Origin of the sequence: Streptomyces sp. SP18BB07, from assembly GCF_036322545.1 — a bacterium.
In the GTDB taxonomy this organism is placed as follows: domain Bacteria; phylum Actinomycetota; class Actinomycetes; order Streptomycetales; family Streptomycetaceae; genus Streptomyces; species Streptomyces deccanensis.
Map to the genome: position 1 here is coordinate 167,333 of NZ_JAQYWT010000333.1, position 19,944 is coordinate 187,276.

A 19,944-nucleotide genomic window follows, 5' to 3' on the forward strand; every position below is an offset into this window, starting at 1 on the left:
ACGAGCGGGTCGCCCGGCCGGTGAGGAATCGGTGAGCAGGGCGTCATACCGGGTGGATACCTGGCGGATACCTGGTGGTCACGCCACTTTCGGCGCGGCCCTCATGCCAATGTAGGCGCATCGGGTGCCGTCGCTCAGCGTGGCGAAGACCACAGGCATCCAGTCCTCCGCGAACGAGGCGCCGCCGCCCGCCCCGGCGAACACCGTCTCCGACAGGGGCACGAGCTCCATCTCCAGGTCCGGCGAATAGCCGACCATGCCGTCCACGAAGGCGTACGTGAGGTGCGGTGTGCTGTTCCTCTCGCCGATCGTGATGACTACTCCCTCCCTCTTGTACGTACCGGTCCAGGGCGTGATGTCGACGGTGGGCGGCTCGGCGGGCGGGGCGAACGGGGCGGGCAGCGTGATCCCGGCCAGCTCGGCCAGCAACTCGCGCAGCAGGTCGGCGTAGAGGAGGCGGGAGGCGCCGCCGTTGGTGAGCAACGCGACGGCGACACCCTCGGTGGGCACCACGCGGAGGAAGGCGTACTGGCCGGTCGCGGCGCCGTCGTGGCCGTAGCCCGGGACGCCGTCCCAGTCGTACAGGGTCCAGCCGAGACCCCAGCCGTCGGCGCTGACCGTCCACTTGTCGGGGACGTCGGTCTCCCGGTTCTGCATGGCCGTCACGGTCTCGGGGCGGAGGATGCCGGCGCCTCCGTCGAGGTGTGCCTTCGCGTACCGGACGACGTCGCCGGCGGTGGCGAGCACGCGGGCGCCCGGTCCGGCCGCGCGCGGCATCAGGTCCCAGACCGGTGCCGGGATCTGCGTTCCGTCCTCGCCCGCCATGTGGCCCATCGCCGCGCGGAACGGCAGCGCCTCCTCCGGCAGGGTCATGGAGTGCGTCAGGCCGAGCGGGGCGAACACCCGCTCCTTGAGCGCCTGGTCCCAGGTCAGCCCGGTCAGCACCTCGACGATGCGGCCGAGGACGACGTAGCCGATGCCGCTGTACGACACCGCCGTGCCCGGCGGGCAGTCCATCGCCACGCCCTTCGCGGCCTCGACGTACCGGGCGATCGCGTCGTCGCCGCGCCCGGTGTCGATGTGGAAGTCGCAGGTCAGGCCGCTGGTGTGGGAGAGCAGCATGCGGGGCGTGATGACTTCGGTGGCTGCCGGGTCGACGGTCGCGAACTCCGGCAGCACCTTCACCACCGGGACGTCGAGGTCGAGTTCGCCGGACTCCACCAGCTGCATGACGAGGGCGGCGGTGTAGACCTTCGCGATCGAGCCGAGCTGGAAGACGGAGTCGGGGGTGGCCTCCACGCCGGTCGCGCGGCTCAGCACGCCGCTCGCGAGTTCGTGGACCTCCCCGCCGACGACGAAGGCGAGGCTCGCGCCGGGCACGTCGTGGGCGGCGCGGAGGGTGTCGAGCCGACGCTGCCAGTGGTCGAGGTCGAGGGAGGGGGCGGGGGTGGTGGCGGGGGTGGTGGCGGTGGGCTGAGACATGACGTGTCCTCCGGGAGCGTGGTGAGGGGCTGTCGCTGTGCTGCGCGGCGACATGGAACACCGTACGCATTGCGCACAGTGTTCGCAAGCTCGGAACGATGTTCCAGCGTGGGCATGCGCAAGGCCGCACGGCGCGGCTGCCGTGCGGCCTTGAGGCGGGCTCGGGAGAGTTCCGGAGAAGGGGAGGTCAGGAAGCGGGAGGCGGGGGCTGTCTGAGTCGTTCGGTGAGTTGGATGAAGGCCGTCCTGCGGTGTTCCGGGATGCCCAGGGCGGACGCCGCCTGCTCTGGGGAGAGCGGGCCGGTCTCGGGCGCCGGGGCCGGGGCCTGGGGCAGGTCCTGTTCGGTCAGCTTGCCCGAGCGGATCAGGACGTCGCGCAGCGGGACGCCGAGGGCCCGGGACAGACCGCGCATCGTCTCCAGGTCGGGCATGCTCCGCCGTTGCAACAGCCGGGTGATGGCCGCCCGGTGCACCCCCGCCTCCTCGGCCAGCCGGGTCTTGCCACCACCGCGCGGGCTGTCGATGTCGTAGCCGCGCGCCCGTATGAGGCCCTCCATCCAGGCCGCGAACTCGTCGATGTGCTCGCCATCGCCCCTCATCGTGGACGCTCCTCCTCCGGCCTCCCACCTCGCACTCGAACCGGCCCCGAACCAGCCTCTGGCCGACGCACGGCGCGACCCGCCTTCCCCCTCAGTCGCCGCCGCCCCACCACTTGGTTGCCCCGAACACAGCGGTGGGGGTGGGCCACCAATTCCGGCCCACCCCCACCGACGTACCCCGGCGCGTCAGCTCGTCGACTCACCCACATAGCCGAGTCGGTCCGTGCCGCCCTTCTCCCAGGTGATGATCACCTCGTCGCCGGAGCGGCGGACCGTGGCGAAGGTGACGTCCTCGTCGCTGACGTCCTTCGAGGCCATGGGGGTCAGGGCCATCCGGAAGTTGTTCTCGTCCCGGTAGGCGCCGACGCCGGTCATGATGCCCTTGCCGCCGACCATGTCTATGTAGGAGAGCGGGTGCTGGCCCTTGCCGTCACCGCTGGTCTGCTCGGCGCCGATGGTCAGGGTCCGGGCCTGGTCGTCCTGCCACTGGCCCTCGACGCCCTTGGCGGGCGCGGTGGTCGAGCCGCCGTCGTCCAGACCGCCGTCGGGCGTTCCGGTGCCCTCGTCGCCGGCGTCCTCCCCCGTGGCCTCGTCCGTCGGGGTCGCGGAGCCGGTCTCCGTGGCCGAGACGCTCTGCTCGGGCTTGGCCGTGGTGTCGTCGTCCCCGTCGGCGGTCAGGAGGAAGACTCCCCCGCCGATCACCGCGAGCGCCGCCACGACGGCCACGATGATCAGCGCGACTTTGCCACCGCTACCACCGGAGGGCGGGGGCGGCGGCGGGTAACCCCCGTACTGGGGACCGTAGTTCGGCGCCCCAGGCGCACCCGGAGCCCCCGGCGCCCCGTACGGAGGCTGACCGCCGGGGCCGTACGGCGGCTGCCCGCCCGTCCCGTACGGCTGCTGCGGAGCCGTCGCGTACGGGTTCGGCGGCTGGCCCGGCACCTGGCCCGGAGGCGGGTACGAGCCCGGGTACGGCTGCTGCGGCGGCTGGGCTCCGTAACCGTCGTAGGGCGGCTGGCCGGGAGGCTGGGTCATCGGCGGGTGTCACTCCTTGAGTCGCTTCGACGAGGCGAGCAGTGCGAGGAACACCTGCCTCAAGCGAGCCCAACATCCAACACCAGGTCAGTCGTACGCAAGTGCGTATCCCGGTTGGTTACCGGGTCAGTACACGACCCGTCGGCCACCACCGCGGCCTGCGCCCGGCCGCCAGGTCCTCCGCCCAGCCGAAGGCGACCACGCAGACGGCGATCAGCAGCCACGTCACGCCCAGCACGGGCCAGACGCTCTCCAGCAGCCAGGGGGTGTTCTGTTCGAGGAACACCACGTTCCACAGCCGGTCCCACTGGGTCGCGGCGATCAGGATGCAGGTGTTGTGCCAGAGGTAGATCGTCACCGCACGGGAGTTGAGGAGGGTGATCAGCCCGTCCCAGCGGCGCAGCCGGTCCGGCCACTCCTGCCACGACGGGCTGATGTGCAGCAGCAGCGCCACCGTGCCGACGGACCAGAGCGCCTGGGCGAACGGCATGCTGTCCAGGTCGTTGCCGGTGCCGAAGCCGTGGTTCAGGGCGTACCAGAGGCCGGTCAGGGCGACCACCGGGGCCACCGAGGGGACGAGGTAGCGCGGGAGGCGCGCGAGGATGCCCTCCTGGTGGGCCATGCCGAGGATCCAGCAGGCGCCGAAGGTGCTGAAGTCCGTCAGTCCCGAGGAGAACCGCTCGCCCGGCAGTTCCAGCAGACCCAGTTCGAACACCCCGGCCAGCGCGATCGGCGCGAGGACCGTCACCGCCGGCACCGCCCGCAGCGCGCGTAGCAGCAGCGGGGAGAGGACGACGTACCAGAGGTAGGCGCGGACGTACCAGAGCGGGCCGGCGAGTTCCCCGGCCCAGTCGGCGCCGATGAGGCCGTGGACTCCGGGGAGGCCCTCGGCGTACGGCGGGTCGCTGATCGGGAGGATCCAGAACGTGAGGTGGAACCACCACCAGGCGGGGTGCCCGTCCGCGTCCGGCCCCCAGCCCTGGGCCACCATCCCCGTCACGCCGACGACCCCCAGGAGCCAGACCGGCGGCAGCAGTCGGCGCAGGCGGCCCCGGACGACTCCCAGGGCCGGGCGCTTCAGCGAGCGCGCCATGAGGTTGCCGGCGAGGGCGAACATCACGCCCATGGAGGGGAAGAGGAGCGGCAGCCAGGCCCAGCCGGTGAGGTGGTAGAGCACCACCCGGAAGAGGGCGAGGGCCCGCAGGAGGTCGAAGTAGCGGTCCCGGCCCGGGGCACGGGCGGGTGACTCCTGCGGTCCCGCGCCGGCCTGCGGGGGCACGCCCGGCGCGGCGGAGCCGGGCGGCGATGAACCGGGCGGCGAGGAATCGGGCGGCGTGGAGCCGTGTGCGAGGGTGCTCATCCGACCGGCCTCCGCTCACCCGACTGCTGCTGGGGCACGGCCCCCTCCGTGGGCGCGCCGGGCAGCCCCACGGCCCCCGTCCGCCGCAGCTTCTGCCAGCGCAGCCGGCCGCCGGTCAGCGCTGTGATCCACGACTGCAGCAGGACGACGTACATGAGCTGGCGGTAGAGGAGCTGCTGGAGCGGGAGGGAGATCAGGTGGGTCATACGCTCCTTGTCGAGGTGGAACGCGAGGGCGGCGCAGACCACCTGGACGGCCAGCACGCCCAGCCAGGCGCCGATCGTCTTCTCCGTGGGCCCGAAGATCAGCCCGTAGAGCAGGAACACGTCGATGAGCGGGGCCAGCAGGGGCGCCACGACCATGAAGAGGGACACCAGCGGCAGGCCCACGCGGCCGAAGCGGCCGGAGGGGCCCCGGTCGAAGAGCGAGCCCCGGTGCTTCCAGATCGCCTGCATGGTGCCGTACGACCAGCGGTAGCGCTGGGACCACAACTGCTGGACGGATTCCGGGGCCTCGGTCCAGGCGCGCGCGTTCTCGGCGTAGACGACGTGCCAGCCGTCGCGGTGCATGGCCATGGTGATGTCGGTGTCCTCGGCGAGGGTGTCCTCGCTCATCCCGCCGACGCGTTCGAGGGCCGTGCGGCGGAACGCCCCGACCGCGCCGGGGATCGTCGGCATGCAGCGCAGGATGTCGTACATCCGGCGGTCGAGGTTGAAGCCCATCACGTACTCGATGTGCTGCCAGGCGCCGATGAGGGTGTCCCGGTTGCCGACCTTGGCGTTGCCCGCGACCGCGCCGACGCGGGGGTCGGCGAAGGGCTGGACCAGTTCGCGGACGGTGGACGGTTCGAAGACCGTGTCGCCGTCCATCATGACGATGATCTCGTGCCGGGCGTTGGCGATGCCCCGGTTGAGGGCGGCGGGCTTGCCCGCGTTGAGCTGCCGTACGACGCGGACGCCCGGCAGGTCCTTGCCGAGTTCCTCGACGATGCCGGCCGTGCCGTCGCTGGAGCCGTCGTCGATGACGAGCACCTCGATGGGGTGGTCGCTCGCCACCAGGGAACGGACCGTCTTCTCGATGCACTTGGCCTCGTTGTACGCCGGGACGAGCACCGAGACGGGTTCCGTGACCGGCCCGTCCGGGCCCCAGCGGAAGCCGCGGCGGCGGACCTTGCGGGCGTGCGCGATCGACAGGATCAGCATCAGCCCGAAGCGGGCAAGGACGAGGACGCCGACGACCGCGAGGGCGACGACGAGGACGCTCGTGGTCTTCTCCGAGACCTGCACCAGGGTGACCCAGACCTTGCCCTTCGCCAGGCCGAGGCCGGTGACCGGGGTGTGGGCGCTGGGGGCCCTCAGGGCGCCGGTCAGGGTGTCGAACTTGTAGCCCTTGACCTGCAGCTGCGGGATGTAGCGGTCCAGCGCGGCGACGGTCTGCGAGCGGTCGCCGCCGGAGTCGTGCATCAGCACGACCGCGCCCTCGCCGCGCTCGGGCGTGGATCGGCGGATGATCTCGGCGACCCCCGGCCGCTTCCAGTCCTGGCTGTCGGTGTCGCTGACGACGGTGATGTAGCCGCGGCTGCCGATGTACTGCGTCACCGGCCAGGTCCGGTTGTCCATGCGCTCCGAGAACGACGAGTACGGCGGCCGGAACAGCGAGGTGCGGATGCCGGCGGCGCCCGCGAGCGCCAGCTGGTTCTGGGAGAGCTCCCAGTCGATGCGGTCCTTGCTCTGGAGCGAGAGGTCCGGGTGGTTGAAGGTGTGCAGCCCGATCTCGTGGCCCTCGTCGACCATGCGCTGGACCAGGTCGGGGTAGCGGGAGGCCATGGTGCCGGTGATGAAGAAGACGGCCTTGGCGTCGTGCTTCCTCAGCATGTCGAGGACCTTGGGGGTCCACCGGGGGTCCGGCCCGTCGTCGAACGTCAGGACCAGTTCGTAGTCGGGGACGTCCAGGCTGCGCCGGCGTTCCGAGCGGGTGTCGATGACGGGCCCGCCCTTCAGTATGTCCTTCGGTACCCGGTCGTTCGAGACGGGCGGCCGGACCCGGTGGTCCGCGAGGATCTCGCTGTGCACGTATCCGCGCAGCATGAGCATGGCCATCAGGGCGAGGAGCAGCACACAGGGCAGCAGATGACGCAGCGGCACCCGCCGCCCGGAACGCTTCTTCGGGCTCTTGCGCGCACGCTTCGCGGAGCCGTTCCCGGTGGTGTTGACGGGATCACCCGAACCTGCGTTCGAGGACGGTGATGAGCGGGTGGGGCGCTGGGCGGCACGCGAGGGCGTGCCGCCGCGCTGGGAGCGGGTCATCAGGCGGGTGTCTCCGGGTTCTGCGGGCCCTGCGGGTCCTGCGGGCTCGCCGGCTCCTGCGGGCTCTGTGAGCCGTCCGAGGTCGCCGGGGCCGGCTCGACGGGCGCCGGGGAGGCCGGACCGCCGGCGACGGTGTCCGTGCCGCCGCCCGGGGCGGGGCCGGGGTCGGTGGTGTCCGAGGGCGAGGGCGACGGCGAGCCCGAGGGGCTGGGGTCGACCTTCGGCGGCTCGGAGGCGGAGGGGGACGGCTCGGGGTCCTTGGCGCTGGCGCTCGGCTTCGGCCGGGGCACCACTCCGGCGCTGGGCTCGGCCGAGGGCTCGGCGCCGGCGGACGACTCCGGCCGCTTCGCCCGGCCCGCCGCGCCGGTCGGCGACTTGCCGCCGGGCGAGACCGTCGCTCCCGCGCGGCCGCCGCCCGGACCGGAGTCCGGTACGAAACCGTCCGCCGTGTCGGCCCGGTCGTCCGACTCGGCCGGCCGCGGAGGTGTGTCCACCTTGCCCGCCGGCTTGTCGTCCTTCTGCATCGGCACCGGCAGCCAGGGCGCGTCGGAGTTGCCCGACACCAGGGTGCCGACGATGACCACGGCGTACGCGGCGCAGGCGGTGCCGACGGCGATGCCGAGGCGCCGGTAGAGGTTCCGGCGCCGCCCCGACTCGTCGACGAAGACGGGCCCGTCGGAGTCCTGGCCGGCACCCGCCGCGTCCCCGTTCTTCCCGGCGTGCTTGCCGGTTCCTTCCTCCACCTCGCGCCCGACACCGTCGAGTTGGACGGTCACCTCGTGCGGATCGTGGTTGCGCCCGGGCTGGTCGGGCCGCTCCCAGGGCGCCGCCTCCACCTGGGAGACCGCTCCCGTTCTGCCGGCGGCGTCGGGCCAGACCACCTCGTCCGACGCACCGCTGTCACTACCACCACGGCCCGGACCCGGGCCCTCACCCTCGGTCCGCTTCGGCTGAATGCCCTTGGGCCAGTTGTCGACGTGCACGCACTTCCCCCCACGGGATCGTTCCGAGCGCGTGGTCGATGCCGGACTGTCGCACTTTTCTGTACCGGACCGGGCCCCCACCCGATCCGGGGCGCCCCACCCATCACACGCACCCGGGCCAACGAATGTATGGGCGGGAAAGATGTGTATGTGTGTGACGTCAGGCGAAGGTCATCATGATGAGTGCATCTGTGGGCGGAATCCACCCGTCCTCCGGATGTGACAGCCATACTTCCGCCCGCGCCAGCTCGGCGGCGGCCCGCCGCAACGCGTCCAGCCCCGGATGGTTGAGCCCCTCGCGCCACACCAGCGAGACGGGCGACAGCGGTACGGGGTCGACGAGCGGCCGCGCGACCGTGCCCGGCATGGGCGGGAAGTCCACCACCGCCAGCACCGGTGACCTGGTCTTGGCCATGATCCGCTGGAACTCCTCCTCCCCCACGGCCAGCGGGGCGGGCGCCGCGACCTCGATCCCCCGCCCCTCGAACAGCCGCGTCGCCAGGTCCGTCCACTCCCGCGTACGGGGGTTGCCGGCCCCCGCGTACACCCGCTCGCCCGCGAGTTCCGCCAGCGGTACGGCGTCCAGCGCGGCCAGCCGGTGGTCCTCGGGCAGGATCACCGTCATCGGCGCGTACCGCACCGGCTGCTGGGCGAGCCGCGCCCGCACCGCCGGTTCGAGCCCCGCGAACCTCCCGAACGACACGTCCAGCCGCCCCGCGAGGATCTCGGCGGCCGCGTACGTCAGTCCGCTCTCGTAGCGGGCCATCAGCTCCAGCTCCGGGGCGAGTTCCCGAGCCCGCCGCAGCACCCGCGCCCCGGTGGCCAGCCCCGGCGAGTTGAGGTCCACCAGGAGGGGCCGCACCTGCCGGAACGCGGCCACCAGTTCCTCCTGCGCGTCCACCACCCGCCGCGCGTGGGGCACCAGCCGCTCCCCGTCCGCCGTCAACGCCACCGGCGGCGGGCACCGGCCCGGCCTCGGACACGGCCGGCTTCGCGGTGCCGGTGGCCGCGGCGGCCCTGGCCCTGCTGATCGCGGTGATCCGGCCGAATTCCCTCTCACCCATTGACGCGCTCTGAGCCCGCCCTTACCTTCCGTCGAAGCGCTTCGACGTCACTCGTCGAAGCGATTCGACTACACCGTTCGACGATCCACGAGTCCGACGATCCATCCGAGTCCGACGAACCATCCGAGTCCGAGATCCATCCGACTCCCCTGGAGGCGCGGGATGTGGGCGGCACGAAGGCGTATGACGGCGGTCGCGGCGGCGGCTCTGAGCGGGGCCCTGCTCCTGGCCTCCTGCGGCGGTTCGGACGGCGGCGGTGGCGGGGACGGGAAAACGCTCCGCCTCTGGCACTACGAGGGCCCCGACAGCGCGATGGGCGTGGCCTGGAACGCGGCGATCGAGGAGTTCGAGAAGACCCATCCGGGCGTCGAGGTCGAGTTCGAGGAGAAGGGCTTCGAACAGATCCGCAAGACCGCCCCGATGGTCCTCAACTCCTCCGACGCGCCGGACCTGATGGAGTACAACAAGGGCAACGCGACGGCCGGGCTCCTCTCCCAGCAGGGCCTGCTGACCGACCTCACCCCGGAGGTCACCGCGCGCGGCTGGGACAAGAAGATCGGCGCGGGGGTCCGTACCACCAGCCAGTACGACGAGGACGGGGTCATGGGCTCCGGCAAGTGGTACGGCGTGCCGAACTACGCCGAGTACACGATGGTCTTCTACAACAAGGACCTCTTCGCCGAGCACGGCATCGACGAGCCGACCACGCTCGCCGAACTCACCGCTGCCATGGACAAGTTCGTGAAGGCGGGCATCACCCCGCTGGCCAACGCGGGCGCCGAGTACATGGCGCAGCAGTACCTGTACCAGCTGGCGCTGAGCAAGGCGGACCGCGCCTGGGTCGACGCCTTCGAGCTGTACCGGGGCGAGGTGGACTTCCACGACGCCGCGTGGACGTACGGGGCGCGGACCTTCGCCGACTGGGTGGAGAAGGGGTACATCAGCGAGAAGTCGACGGGCACGAAGTCCGAGGACGCGGGCGTCTCGTTCATCCAGGGCAAGGCGCCGATCCTGTTCTCGGGCAGCTGGTGGTACGGCCGCTTCCAGGCGGAGAACCAGTTCGACTGGGGCACCTTCCCGTGGCCCGGCACCGACCTCACGCTCGGCTCGGGCGGCAACCTCTGGGTCGTCCCCGAGGGCGCGAAGAACAAGGAACTCGCCTACGACTTCATCGACATCACCATGTCGGAGAAGATCCAGAACCTGCTGGGCGACAAGGGCGGGGTCCCGGTGGCCGCCGACCCGGACGCCATCACCGACCCGCGGGCCAAGGAGCTGATCGCCGACTTCAACGCCCTCGCCGAGAAGGACGCTCTGGCCTTCTACCCCGACTGGCCCGTCGCCGGCTTCTACGACGTCCTCGTCTCCGAGACCCAGAAACTGATCACCGGCAGCACGGACCCGGACGCCTATCTGGACGCCATCGGGGAGGCGTACGAGAAGGACGCGCCGAAGCGATGACGGTGACCGTCGAGCGGGGGGCGGCGGCCGGTGCGGAGCGCCGGGCCGGCCGCGCGCGCCACCGGCCGCGCCGCCCCGGTGACTCCTACGCCCTGTTCCTCCTCCCGGGCGCCCTCGCGTTCCTCGCCGTCGTCGTCGTCCCGTTCCTGATGAACACGGGGGTGAGCTTCACCGACTGGCAGGGGGTGGGCAGCCCCGAGTGGTCCGGTCTCGCCAACTACCGGGAGCTGATCAGCGACGAGGACTTCTGGGCGTCGTTCCGGCACAGCCTGTTCATGGTGGTCGCCATGGCCGCCGTGCCGACCGCGCTCGGGCTGGTCCTGGCCGCCGCCCTGTTCGACTTCGTCGGCAAGCACTTCGGCGGCCGGGTCACCGCCGTACTGCGCGCCTGCTTCTACCTCCCACAGGTGCTGCCGATCGCGGTCGCCGGCATTGTCTGGAGCTGGATCCTCGCCCCGGAGAACGGCTCCCTGAACGAGCTGCTGAAGGCGGTCGGGCTCGGCGGCTGGCAGCAGGACTGGCTCGGCGACCCGGACCTCGCCCTCTACACCGTCATGGCCGTGATGGTGTGGGTGCAGCTCGGCTTCCCGCTGGTGGTCTTCATGGCGGGCCTGCAACGCGTCGACCCGGCGCTGTACGAGGCGGCCGAGCTGGACGGCGCCGGCTGGTGGCGCCGCTTCCTGCACATCACGCTGCCGCAGATCCGGCCCGAGATCCACGTGGTCCTCCTCTGGTGCACGATCGCCGCGCTGAAGGTGTTCGGCGCGGTGTACGTCCTGACCAAGGGCGGCCCCGGCGGCGCGACGGACGTGCCGTCGTACTTCTCCTTCACCACGTTCTTCGAGAAGACCCAGGTCGGCTACGGCGCGGCGATCTCCACCGTCCTGACCGTGCTCGTCCTCGCCCTGGCCCTGGTCGGCCTGAAGCTCCAGGAGAGGACCGACCGATGACCACCGCCCTGCGCCGCTACCCGGTGCTGATCGCCCTGTGCGTCGCGGCCCTGTTCATGATCGTGCCGTTCCTGATCGTCACGCTGAACGCGGTCAAGTCCCCTGCGGAGTACGCCCAGAACGGCCCGCTCAGCCTCCCCGAGGGCTTCTACACGGACGGCGTGCGGGACTTCTGGGAGCGCGTCGACTTCGGCCGGAAACTCGTCAACTCAGTGCTGATCAGCGGCTCGGTGGCGGTGCTCGCCGTGGTCCTGTCCGTCCTGAACGCGTACGCGATCGGCATCGGCCGCGTCAGGGGCCGGACCTGGGTCCTCGCCTTCTTCGTCCTCGCGAACGTGCTCCCGCAGGAGGCGCTGGTCTACCCGGTCTACTACCTGAGCAAGGAGGTCGGCCTCTACGACACCAGGCTCAGCGTGATCATCGTCTTCACGGTGATCCAGGCGGCCTTCGGCACCTACCTCCTCGCCTCGGTCCTCGGGCAGTTCCCCCGCGAGATCGTCGAGGCGGCCCGGATCGACGGCGCGACCAAGTGGCAGGTGCTGTGGCGGATCGTCGTCCCCGTGAGCCGCCCCACCCTGGGCGTGCTCCTGGTCTTCTTCTTCATCTGGACCTGGAACGAGTTCCTGCTCCCCCTGGTCATGCTGATCTCCAACGACAACCAGACCGTGTCCGTGGCCCTCGGCGTCCTCCAGGGCCAGCGCCTCATGGACGCCACGATGACCAACGCGGCCGCCCTGCTCGGGCTGCTCCCCGCCCTCGTGTTCTTCCTCCTCTTCCAGCGCACGCTCACCCGGGGCATCGCCGTGGGAGCCGTGAAGTAGGCCGTGACGTAAGGAGATCGCCCCACATGAAGTTCACCGACGGCTACTGGCTGCTCCGCGAGGGAGTCACCGCCGCGTACCCGGCGCAGGTGCTCGACGTCACCGCCACGGACGGCGGCGCCCTGGAGCTGCACGCCCCGACCCAGCCCGTCCGCCATCGCGGCGACCTGCTGAAGGGACCGGTCGTGACGATCAGCGCCCACGCCCCGATGCCCGACGTCATCGGTGTCACGTTCACCCACTTCGAGGGCGAACAGCCACGCGGCCCCCGATTCGAGCTGACGACCGAGGAGTTCACCCCGCACACCTCCTACGACGACGAGCACGCCACCCTCACCGCCGGAGAGCTGTCGGTCCGTATCGCGCGCGGCGGCCCCTGGCAGGTCGACTTCCTCGCCCACGGCCGCACGCTCACCTCCAGCGGCGCCAAGTCGATGGGCATCATGCGCGAGGCGTCCGGCGCCCACTACCTCCGCGAGCAGCTCAACCTGGGTGTCGGCACCTCCGTCTACGGCCTCGGCGAACGCTTCGGCCCGCTGGTCAAGAACGGCCAGGTCGTGGACATCTGGAACGCCGACGGCGGCACGGCCACCGAGCAGGCCTACAAGAACGTGCCGTTCTATCTCACCGACGCGGGCTACGGCGTCTTCGTCGACCACCCCGGCAAGGTGTCCTTCGAGGTCGCCTCGGAGGTGGTGTCGAGGGTCCAGTTCAGCGCGGAGACCCAGCAGCTCACGTACTACGTCATCTACGGCCCCACCCCCAAGGACATCCTCCGCAAGTACACGGCCCTCACCGGCCGCCCGGCCCTCCCGCCCGCCTGGTCGTTCGGCCTGTGGCTGTCGACCTCGTTCACCACCTCCTACGACGAGGAGACGGTGACCTCGTTCATCGAGGGCATGCGGGAGCGCCGGCTGCCGCTGTCCGTCTTCCACTTCGACTGCTTCTGGATGCGCGAGTTCCAGTGGTGCGACTTCGAGTGGGACCCCCGGGTCTTCCCCGACCCGGAGGGCATGCTGGCCCGCCTCAAACGCCGGGGCCTCAGGATCAGCGTCTGGATCAACCCCTACATCGCCCAGCGCTCCCCGCTCTTCGCGGAGGGCAAGGCCCTCGGCCACCTCCTGCGCCGGCCGGACGGCAGCGTCTGGCAGTGGGACCTGTGGCAGCCCGGTATGGCGCTGGTCGACTTCACCAGTCCGGCGGCCCGCGAGTGGTACGCGTCGAAGCTGGAGGCGCTGCTCGCCCAGGGCGTCGACTGCTTCAAGACTGACTTCGGCGAGCGGGTGCCCCTGGACGTGACCTGGTCCGACGGCTCGGACCCGGAGCGGATGCACAACTACTACACCCACCTCTACAACCGCACCGTCTTCGACGTCCTGCGCAAACACCGGGGCGAGGGCGAGTCGGTCCTCTTCGCCCGCTCGGCGACGGTCGGCGGCCAGCGATTCCCCGTCCACTGGGGCGGCGACTGCGAGTCCACGTACGAGTCGATGGCCGAGTCCCTGCGGGGCGGCCTGTCGCTGGGCCTGTCGGGCTTCGGCTACTGGAGCCACGACATCGGCGGCTTCGAGGGCACCCCCTCACCGGCCCTGTTCAAACGCTGGATCGCCTTCGGCCTGCTCTCCTCCCACAGCCGGCTGCACGGCTCGTCGTCGTACCGGGTCCCCTGGCTCTTCGACGACGAATCGGTCGACGTGCTCCGCACGTTCACCCGCCTCAAGCTGAGCCTCATGCCCTACCTGTACGAGGCCGCGCGCACCGCCCACACCGAGGGGGTGCCGATGATGCGGGCGATGGTGCTGGAGTTCCCGGACGACCCTGGCTGCGCACATCTGGAACGCCAGTACATGCTCGGCCCCGACCTCCTCGTGGCACCCGTCTTCAGCGACGAGGGCGACGTCACGTACTACGTCCCCGAGGGCACCTGGACCCGCTTCCCGGACGGCGGCACGGTCACCGGCCCCCGCTGGGTCCGCGAACGCCACGACTTCAGAAGCGTGCCCCTCCTGGTCCGTCCGGGCGCGGTCGTCCCGGTCGGCGCGACGGCGGACCGCCCGGACTACGACCACGCCGACGGGGTCACCCTGCGCGCGTACGGCCTCGACCACGGCGACCGGGTGACGGTCCCGGTGGGCGGGGTGACGTTCACCGTCGTACGGGAGGGGAACGTGCTGCGGGCGTCCTGCGCCGACCCGAGGGCGCCCTGGGGTCTGGCGGCGCACGGGCGCGAGGTCCGGGCGGAGGCGGGCACGGGGTTCCTGACGATGGATCTGGACGGGGAGTCCGCTCCCCCGGGAACGAGGACGATGTGACGGTGAAGATCACGGACGTGGCCCGCCACGCGGGCGTGTCCCCGAGCACCGTCTCGTACGCGCTGAGCGGCAAACGCCCGATCTCGGCGGAGACACGGGCGCGGGTCGAGGCGTCCATCCGCGAGCTCGGCTACCGCCCGCACGCGGGTGCCCGCGCCCTGGCCAGCAGCAAGTCGAACGTGCTGGCGATGGTGGTGCCGTTACGGGCCGGGATCCATGTGCCGGTGGTCATGCGGTTCGCCGTCTCGGCGGTCACGACGGCCCGCCAACACGACCACGACGTCCTGCTGTTGACGCAGGAGGAGGGCGAGGAGGGCCTGCTGCGGGTGGCGGACTCGGCCCTGGTGGACGCGTTGATCGTGATGGACGTCCAACTCCACGACCCGAGGCTGCCGTTGCTGCGCACGCTGGACCGCCCCTCGGTCCTGATCGGCTTTCCCGCCGACCCCTCCGGTCTGACCTGCATCGACCTGGACTTCAGGACGGCGGGCGAGCTGTGTGTGGAGCATCTGGCCGGTCTGGGCCACCGGGTGGTCGGCCTGATCGGTTCCCCGCCCGAGGTGTACGTCCGCCAGACGTCCTTCGCGCAGCGTGTCGTCCAGGGCTTCACCGCGGCGGCCACCCGCAACGGCATGGCGTCCACGGTCCACCCCTGCGAGGCGACCCCGGCGGCGGCCCGCACGGTCGCGGAACGCCTCCTGCGCGAACAACCGGCCCTCACCGGCGTGGTGATCCACAACGAGGCGGTCCTGGAACCCCTGGTCGACGCGTTCGAGCACCTCGGCCTGCGGATCCCCACCGACCTCTCGATCACGGCCCTCTGCCCGGACGACGTCGCCGCAGGCCTCCCGGTGCCCGTCACCTCGATCGCCATCCCGGCGGCCGAGGTGGGTCAACAGGCGGTGGCCCTGCTGATGCGGAAGCTCTCCGGCACGCCCGTCCCCGAGGCCACCCTGCTCCCGCCCCGACTGACCGTCCGGGCGAGCACGGCCCGCCGGGTGACCGCCTGAGACATGACGAAAGCCCCGCTGCTGTGGCGCAGCGGGGCTTTCGCCCACATGGGAATTGTGGAGATGGCGGGAATCGAACCCGCGTCCAACGGTGCTAAATCAGGGCTTCTCCGTGTGCAGTTCGCTGTGATTTTCTCAGCCCCGGCGATCACGCGAACAAGTCGCCGACGGGCTCAGTCACTGTTTGATTTCCCATCGAACCCCGTGACCGGGCTCAATGGTTTAGTTCCCTAGATTATGCCAGGATCCGGGCCGGGAACACTCCCGGGCTGACACCCATTAGGGCCTTCGATCACTGCTTATTAGGCAGCGAGAGCGAAGGTCTGGGAATCGCGCTTGGTGTTGGCGATTATTGGTTGCGACATATGGTTAACGAGATCATTGCCGCTTCCTCGACACGCTTCCCCTGCCTCAACAGCCGCTGTCGAAACCGATCATCCCCATGTTTTGTTTTCAATGCTCACACCGGCCGCGGCCGGTGTTGACACCATCGTACGTGACCAACGGGAGGGCGTGCCACCGTATTCCCGGCGGCCTCGCCCTACTGGCCCCGCTGCTTCCGCTTCGCCGCCGCGATCGCCCGGTCCGACTCCCGCCGGTCCTGCTTCTCCCGCAGCGTCTGCCGCTTGTCGTACTCCTTCTTGCCTCGCGCGAGCGCGATCTCGGCCTTGGCCCGGCCGTCCTTGAAGTACAGGGCGAGGGGCACGATCGTGTGGCCCGTCTCCTGCGCCTTGGACTCCAGCTTGTCGATCTCCTCGCGGTGCAGCAGCAGCTTCCGCTTGCGGCGCGCGGAGTGGTTGGTCCAGCTGCCCTGGTGGTACTCGGGGATGTGCGCGTTGTGCAGCCACGCCTCACCCCGGTCGATCTGGACGAAGCCGTCGGCCAGTGACGTCCGGCCCTCGCGCAGCGACTTGACCTCGGTGCCCATGAGGACGAGACCGGCCTCGTAGGTGTCGATGATCGCGTAGTCGTGCCGGGCCTTCTTGTTCTGGGCGACGATCTTCTTCTTGCCGCCCTTCTCGCCGTCCCTGGCTTTGGCGGCCGTCCCGCCCTGCTTGGGCTGGGACTCCTTCGGTACGTACATTCCCTTGCTCATAGTGCCGTCCATTTTCGCACCACACAGGGGGTGCGGGGGAAGCCGATTAACGGGCGCGATCAGCGACCACGGTCAACGGGGGTGGCTCACTGCCCGAGACCGCTCAGCACCGTCTCGGCCCGCCGCAGGGCGTCCTCGTCCGCTTCGAGGTCGGGGGTGATGCCCCGGCCGTCGACGCCCCGGCCGGAGGGGGTGCGGTAGTGGCCGACGGTCAGTTCGGCGACGGAGCCGTCGGGGAGGCGGCTCGGCATCTGCACCGAGCCCTTGCCGAAGGTGCGGGAGCCCACGACCACCGCGCGTCCCCGGTCCTGGAGGGCTCCGGTGAGCAGCTCGGCCGCGCTCATCGTGCCGCCGTCGACGAGCGCGACCAGGGGTCTGGTGGTGTCGCCGCCGGGTTCGGCGTGCAGGGCCCGCTGCCTGCCCTTGACGTCGTACGTGGCGACGAGGCCCCCGTCGAGGAAGGCGGAGGCGGCGGTGACGGCCTCGGAGACCAGACCGCCGGAGTTGCCACGGAGGTCGAGGACGAAGCCGGCGGCGTCGGCGCCCTGCTCGACGGCGGCTCGTACGAGATCGCCGGAGCCCTTGGTGAACGCGTCGACCGTGATGACCCTCGCCCCGCCGGCGGTGCGGCTCACGGTCACGTCCTCGGTGGAGAGGCGGGCCCGGCGCAGGGTCGCGGACCAGGTCCGGCCGGCGCGCTCCAGCGCCAGTTCCACCTTCGTGCCGGCGGCCGCGCTCTCGGGGGTGCCGGTGCTCCCGGTGCCCTCGTCGATCGCGTCGCCGCGGAGTAAGGAGACGACCTCGGTGACCGGGCGGCCGTCGACCTTCTCGCCGTCGACGCTCAGGAGACGGTCGCCCGCGCGGATCCCGGCGCGGGCGGCGGGCGAGCCGTCCTGCACCCGGGTCACCTCGACGCGGCCGTCGCGCTCCAGCCGGGTCCAGAGGCCGACGCCGGTGTACTCGCCGTCGAGGGCCTCCTCGAACTGCTCGTACTCGCCCTCGGAGTAGACCGCGCCCCACCGGTCGCCGCTGCGGCTGACGGCGCGCTCGGCGGCCTCCACGGGGGACTTGCCCTCGGCCATGGCCTCCGCCGCGGCGTCGGCGACGTCCTGCTCCCGGTCGGCCGGGGCGGAGAGGGAGGGGTTCGCGACGGCCGTGGTCCCACGGCCCGGGGCGTCGAAGGAGCCGGTCGCGGCGCCCGTGGCGAGCACACTCGCGAAGACCAATGTCAGGGCGGCCCCGCGGCCGACGCGGCGGGGCTGGCAGAACAGGTCGCGGCCTGACATGTCGGCGAGTCTAGGACAACGCGAAGGGCCGCACCGGCCCTTGCCGGTACGGCCCCCAGGGGCGTGCGTCACACCTTCAGGTACTTGCGCAGCGCGACGAACGCGGCCAACGCCGGCATCAGGAAGCTCACCGTGAGGATGAGCGGCAGCTTCACGAGGACCGCGTCCCAGCCGACGAAATTGATCAACGGCAGGTTCTGGGACAGCGCCACCCCGTTGTCGATCACGAAGTACTGGCCCAGGCCCAGGAAGACACAGGCGATCACTCCGCCGATGACACCGGCGACCGCCGCCTCCATGATGAACGGCGCCTGGATGTAGAAGCCCGAGGCGCCCACCAGCCGCATGATCCCGATCTCACGACGACGGCTGAACGCCGAGACACGCACGGTGTTGACGATCAGCAGCAGCGCCACGACCAGCATGACCGCCATCACACCGCGCGCCGCGAGGTTCAGGTAGCCGAGGAGCTTGAAGAGGTTGTCCAGGATGCCCTTCTGGTCCTGCACCGACTGCACACCGTCACGGCCGTTGAAGGCGCTCGCGATGACCTGGTACTTCTCCGGGTCCTTCAGCTTGATGCGGTACGACTCCTGCATCTGGTCCGGGGTGAGGCTGCTGGCCAGCGGGGAGTCGCCGAACTGCTCCTTGTAGTGCTTGTACGCCTCGTCCTGCGACTCGTGGGCGACGTTGTCGACGACCGCCATCTTGTCCAGGTCGGACTTGATCTGGTTCTTCTGCTCGGTCGTGACGGCGCCCTTGGCGCAGTTGGGGTCGGACTCCGCGTCGCTCTTGTTGCAGAGGAAGATCGACACGTTGACCTTGTCGTACCAGTAGCCCTTCATCTGGCTGACCTGGTCGCTCATCAGCAGCGAGCCGCCGAACAGGGCGAGGGAGAGGGCGACGGAGACGATGACCGCGAAGGTCATCGTGAGATTGCGGCGGAGACCGACACCGATCTCCGACAGGACGAACTGGGCCTGCATGGCGTCTCGCTGAGCCTTTCGTGGACGGGGGCGGTCAGTGCTGGTAGCCGTAGACGCCGCGTGCCTGGTCGCGGACGAGGCGGCCCTTCTCCAGCTCGATGACGCGCTTGCGCATCTGGTCCACGATGTTCTGGTCGTGGGTCGCCATCACCACGGTGGTGCCCGTCCGGTTGATGCGGTCGAGCAGCTTCATGATGCCGACGGAGGTCTGCGGGTCGAGGTTGCCGGTGGGCTCGTCCGCGATGAGGAGCTTGGGCCGGTTCACGAAGGCCCGCGCGATGGCCACGCGCTGCTGCTCACCACCCGACAGCTCGCCCGGCATCCGCTCCTCCTTGCCGCCGAGGCCGACCAGTTCCAGCACCTGCGGCACGGACTTGCGGATCTCGCCGCGCGACTTGCCGATGACCTCCTGCGCGAAGGCGACGTTCTCGCCGACCGTCTTGTTCGGCAGCAGCCGGAAGTCCTGGAACACCGTCCCCAGCTGGCGGCGCATCTGCGGCACCTTCCAGTTGGACAGGCGCGCGAGGTCCTTGCCCAGGACGTGCACCTGCCCCTGGCTGCACCGCTCCTCCCGGAGGATCAGCCGCAGGAACGTGGACTTTCCGGAGCCGGAGGAGCCCACGAGGAACACGAACTCGCCCTTCTCCACCTCCAGGGAGACATCCCTGAGTGCGGGGCGGGTCTGCTTGGGGTAGACCTTGGACACGTTGTCGAATCGGATCACGGATGCACCACAAGCCGTCGGGAATGGATGGACGAGACTGTACCGTCCCCGGCCCCGTAAGGGGCGCGGGGAACTGCGCGACAAGCCCCCACCGACCCGCAGCCGCGCGACCACGGGTACCAGCCCCTTTCGTAGGCGCCCGCGCAACCTCCGGCGGAACCTGGCACAGTGGTGTAGAGGAACGGTCCGGCTCCGCGAAGCGTTGAGGTATGTGTGAGGCCATTGCAAGGAGGGCGAGGCGCATGACGTACGACCGGTTGGTGTGCGCGAACTGCGCGTCCCCCGTCGCCGAGGGCCGTTGCCATGTGTGCCGGGCCAGCCGCGAGCGACTCCAGCAGGAGAACCCCTTCGCGAGCCTGAGCCCCATGACCCTGATCGCCCTCCTGGCGATCCTCATAGCGGCCGTGGCGCTGCTGGCGCACCAGACGGCATAGGGACGCCACGCCGCCGCAGGCGTGCGCGGGAGCAGG

General features: G+C 70.6%; 16 protein-coding genes, 1 other RNA gene and 1 pseudogene. 6 read left to right on the forward strand and 12 right to left on the reverse strand.

Annotated elements, in window-relative coordinates:
* Positions 1-78: 78 nt before the first annotated feature.
* From PUR53_RS26415 to PUR53_RS26445, 7 genes and pseudogenes are all read right to left on the reverse strand, one after another.
* A complete protein-coding gene (locus PUR53_RS26415) occupies positions 79-1,482 on the reverse strand; it encodes a serine hydrolase domain-containing protein (RefSeq protein WP_329909836.1) in 1,404 nt (467 codons plus the stop codon).
* A 187-nt stretch (positions 1,483-1,669) separates the two neighbouring features.
* Positions 1,670-2,080 carry a helix-turn-helix domain-containing protein gene (locus tag PUR53_RS26420; RefSeq protein WP_329895305.1) on the reverse strand — a complete coding sequence of 137 codons (411 nt, stop codon included), beginning with the start codon at positions 2,078-2,080 and terminating at the stop codon, positions 1,670-1,672.
* Between the two features lie 186 nt (positions 2,081-2,266).
* Positions 2,267-3,115: a hypothetical protein gene (locus PUR53_RS26425; RefSeq protein WP_329895306.1), complete on the reverse strand. Its 849-nt coding sequence runs from the start codon at positions 3,113-3,115 to the stop codon at positions 2,267-2,269.
* A gap of 118 nt (positions 3,116-3,233) precedes the next feature.
* A complete protein-coding gene (locus PUR53_RS26430; RefSeq protein ID WP_329909837.1) occupies positions 3,234-4,475 on the reverse strand; it encodes an acyltransferase family protein in 1,242 nt (413 codons plus the stop codon).
* Positions 4,472-6,574, reverse strand: a complete 2,103-nt coding sequence (locus tag PUR53_RS26435) for a glycosyltransferase (protein WP_443080362.1) — start codon at positions 6,572-6,574, stop codon at positions 4,472-4,474. The genes PUR53_RS26430 and PUR53_RS26435 overlap by 4 nt, the downstream gene beginning before the upstream one ends.
* A gap of 206 nt (positions 6,575-6,780) precedes the next feature.
* Positions 6,781-7,764, reverse strand: coding sequence for a hypothetical protein (locus PUR53_RS26440; RefSeq protein WP_329909839.1), 984 nt, complete (start codon positions 7,762-7,764; stop codon positions 6,781-6,783).
* 160 nt (positions 7,765-7,924) lie between these two features.
* Positions 7,925-8,716, reverse strand: a pseudogene (locus PUR53_RS26445) (LysR substrate-binding domain-containing protein); the annotation flags it as partial.
* A 274-nt stretch (positions 8,717-8,990) separates the two neighbouring features.
* Between PUR53_RS26445 and PUR53_RS26450 the strand changes: the two are divergent.
* The 5 genes from PUR53_RS26450 to PUR53_RS26470 are packed head-to-tail and all read left to right on the forward strand — an operon-like array spanning position 8,991 to position 15,382.
* The gene (locus PUR53_RS26450) at positions 8,991-10,289 is read left to right on the forward strand and encodes an ABC transporter substrate-binding protein (protein WP_329909841.1); all 1,299 of its coding nucleotides are present in this window, start codon (positions 8,991-8,993) and stop codon (positions 10,287-10,289) included.
* Entirely contained in the window at positions 10,286-11,239 is a 954-nt protein-coding gene (locus PUR53_RS26455) for a carbohydrate ABC transporter permease (protein WP_329909843.1), read from the forward strand. Before PUR53_RS26450 ends, PUR53_RS26455 begins: the two co-directional genes overlap by 4 nt.
* On the forward strand, positions 11,236-12,060 hold the full coding sequence (locus PUR53_RS26460) for a carbohydrate ABC transporter permease (RefSeq protein ID WP_329895313.1): 825 nt from the start codon (positions 11,236-11,238) through the stop codon (positions 12,058-12,060). Before PUR53_RS26455 ends, PUR53_RS26460 begins: the two co-directional genes overlap by 4 nt.
* Positions 12,061-12,086: 26 nt before the next feature.
* Complete coding sequence (gene yicI / locus PUR53_RS26465) at positions 12,087-14,372, forward strand: alpha-xylosidase (protein ID WP_329909845.1); 2,286 nt, start codon at positions 12,087-12,089, stop codon at positions 14,370-14,372.
* Positions 14,369-15,382 (forward strand): LacI family DNA-binding transcriptional regulator, encoded by a 1,014-nt coding sequence (locus PUR53_RS26470; RefSeq protein ID WP_329909847.1) that lies wholly within the window; start codon positions 14,369-14,371, stop codon positions 15,380-15,382. Before yicI ends, PUR53_RS26470 begins: the two co-directional genes overlap by 4 nt.
* A gap of 55 nt (positions 15,383-15,437) precedes the next feature.
* Here the strand turns inward: PUR53_RS26470 and ssrA are convergent.
* From ssrA to ftsE, 5 genes are all read right to left on the reverse strand, one after another.
* Positions 15,438-15,824: a transfer-messenger RNA gene (ssrA, locus tag PUR53_RS26475) on the reverse strand.
* Between the two features lie 99 nt (positions 15,825-15,923).
* The gene (gene smpB, locus PUR53_RS26480) at positions 15,924-16,466 is read right to left on the reverse strand and encodes an SsrA-binding protein SmpB (protein ID WP_329895335.1); all 543 of its coding nucleotides are present in this window, start codon (positions 16,464-16,466) and stop codon (positions 15,924-15,926) included.
* Positions 16,467-16,564: 98 nt separating this feature from the next.
* A complete protein-coding gene (locus tag PUR53_RS26485; RefSeq protein ID WP_329909849.1) occupies positions 16,565-17,764 on the reverse strand; it encodes a S41 family peptidase in 1,200 nt (399 codons plus the stop codon).
* A 68-nt stretch (positions 17,765-17,832) separates the two neighbouring features.
* On the reverse strand, positions 17,833-18,750 hold the full coding sequence (ftsX, locus tag PUR53_RS26490; protein ID WP_239754858.1) for a permease-like cell division protein FtsX: 918 nt from the start codon (positions 18,748-18,750) through the stop codon (positions 17,833-17,835).
* Between the two features lie 34 nt (positions 18,751-18,784).
* Positions 18,785-19,474: a cell division ATP-binding protein FtsE gene (gene ftsE, locus PUR53_RS26495; RefSeq protein ID WP_009320785.1), complete on the reverse strand. Its 690-nt coding sequence runs from the start codon at positions 19,472-19,474 to the stop codon at positions 18,785-18,787.
* 242 nt (positions 19,475-19,716) lie between these two features.
* Here ftsE and PUR53_RS26500 point away from each other — a divergent pair, with 242 nt between their 5' ends.
* Entirely contained in the window at positions 19,717-19,908 is a 192-nt protein-coding gene (locus PUR53_RS26500; protein WP_005486830.1) for a hypothetical protein, read from the forward strand.
* The last annotated feature ends 36 nt before the right edge of the window (positions 19,909-19,944 follow it).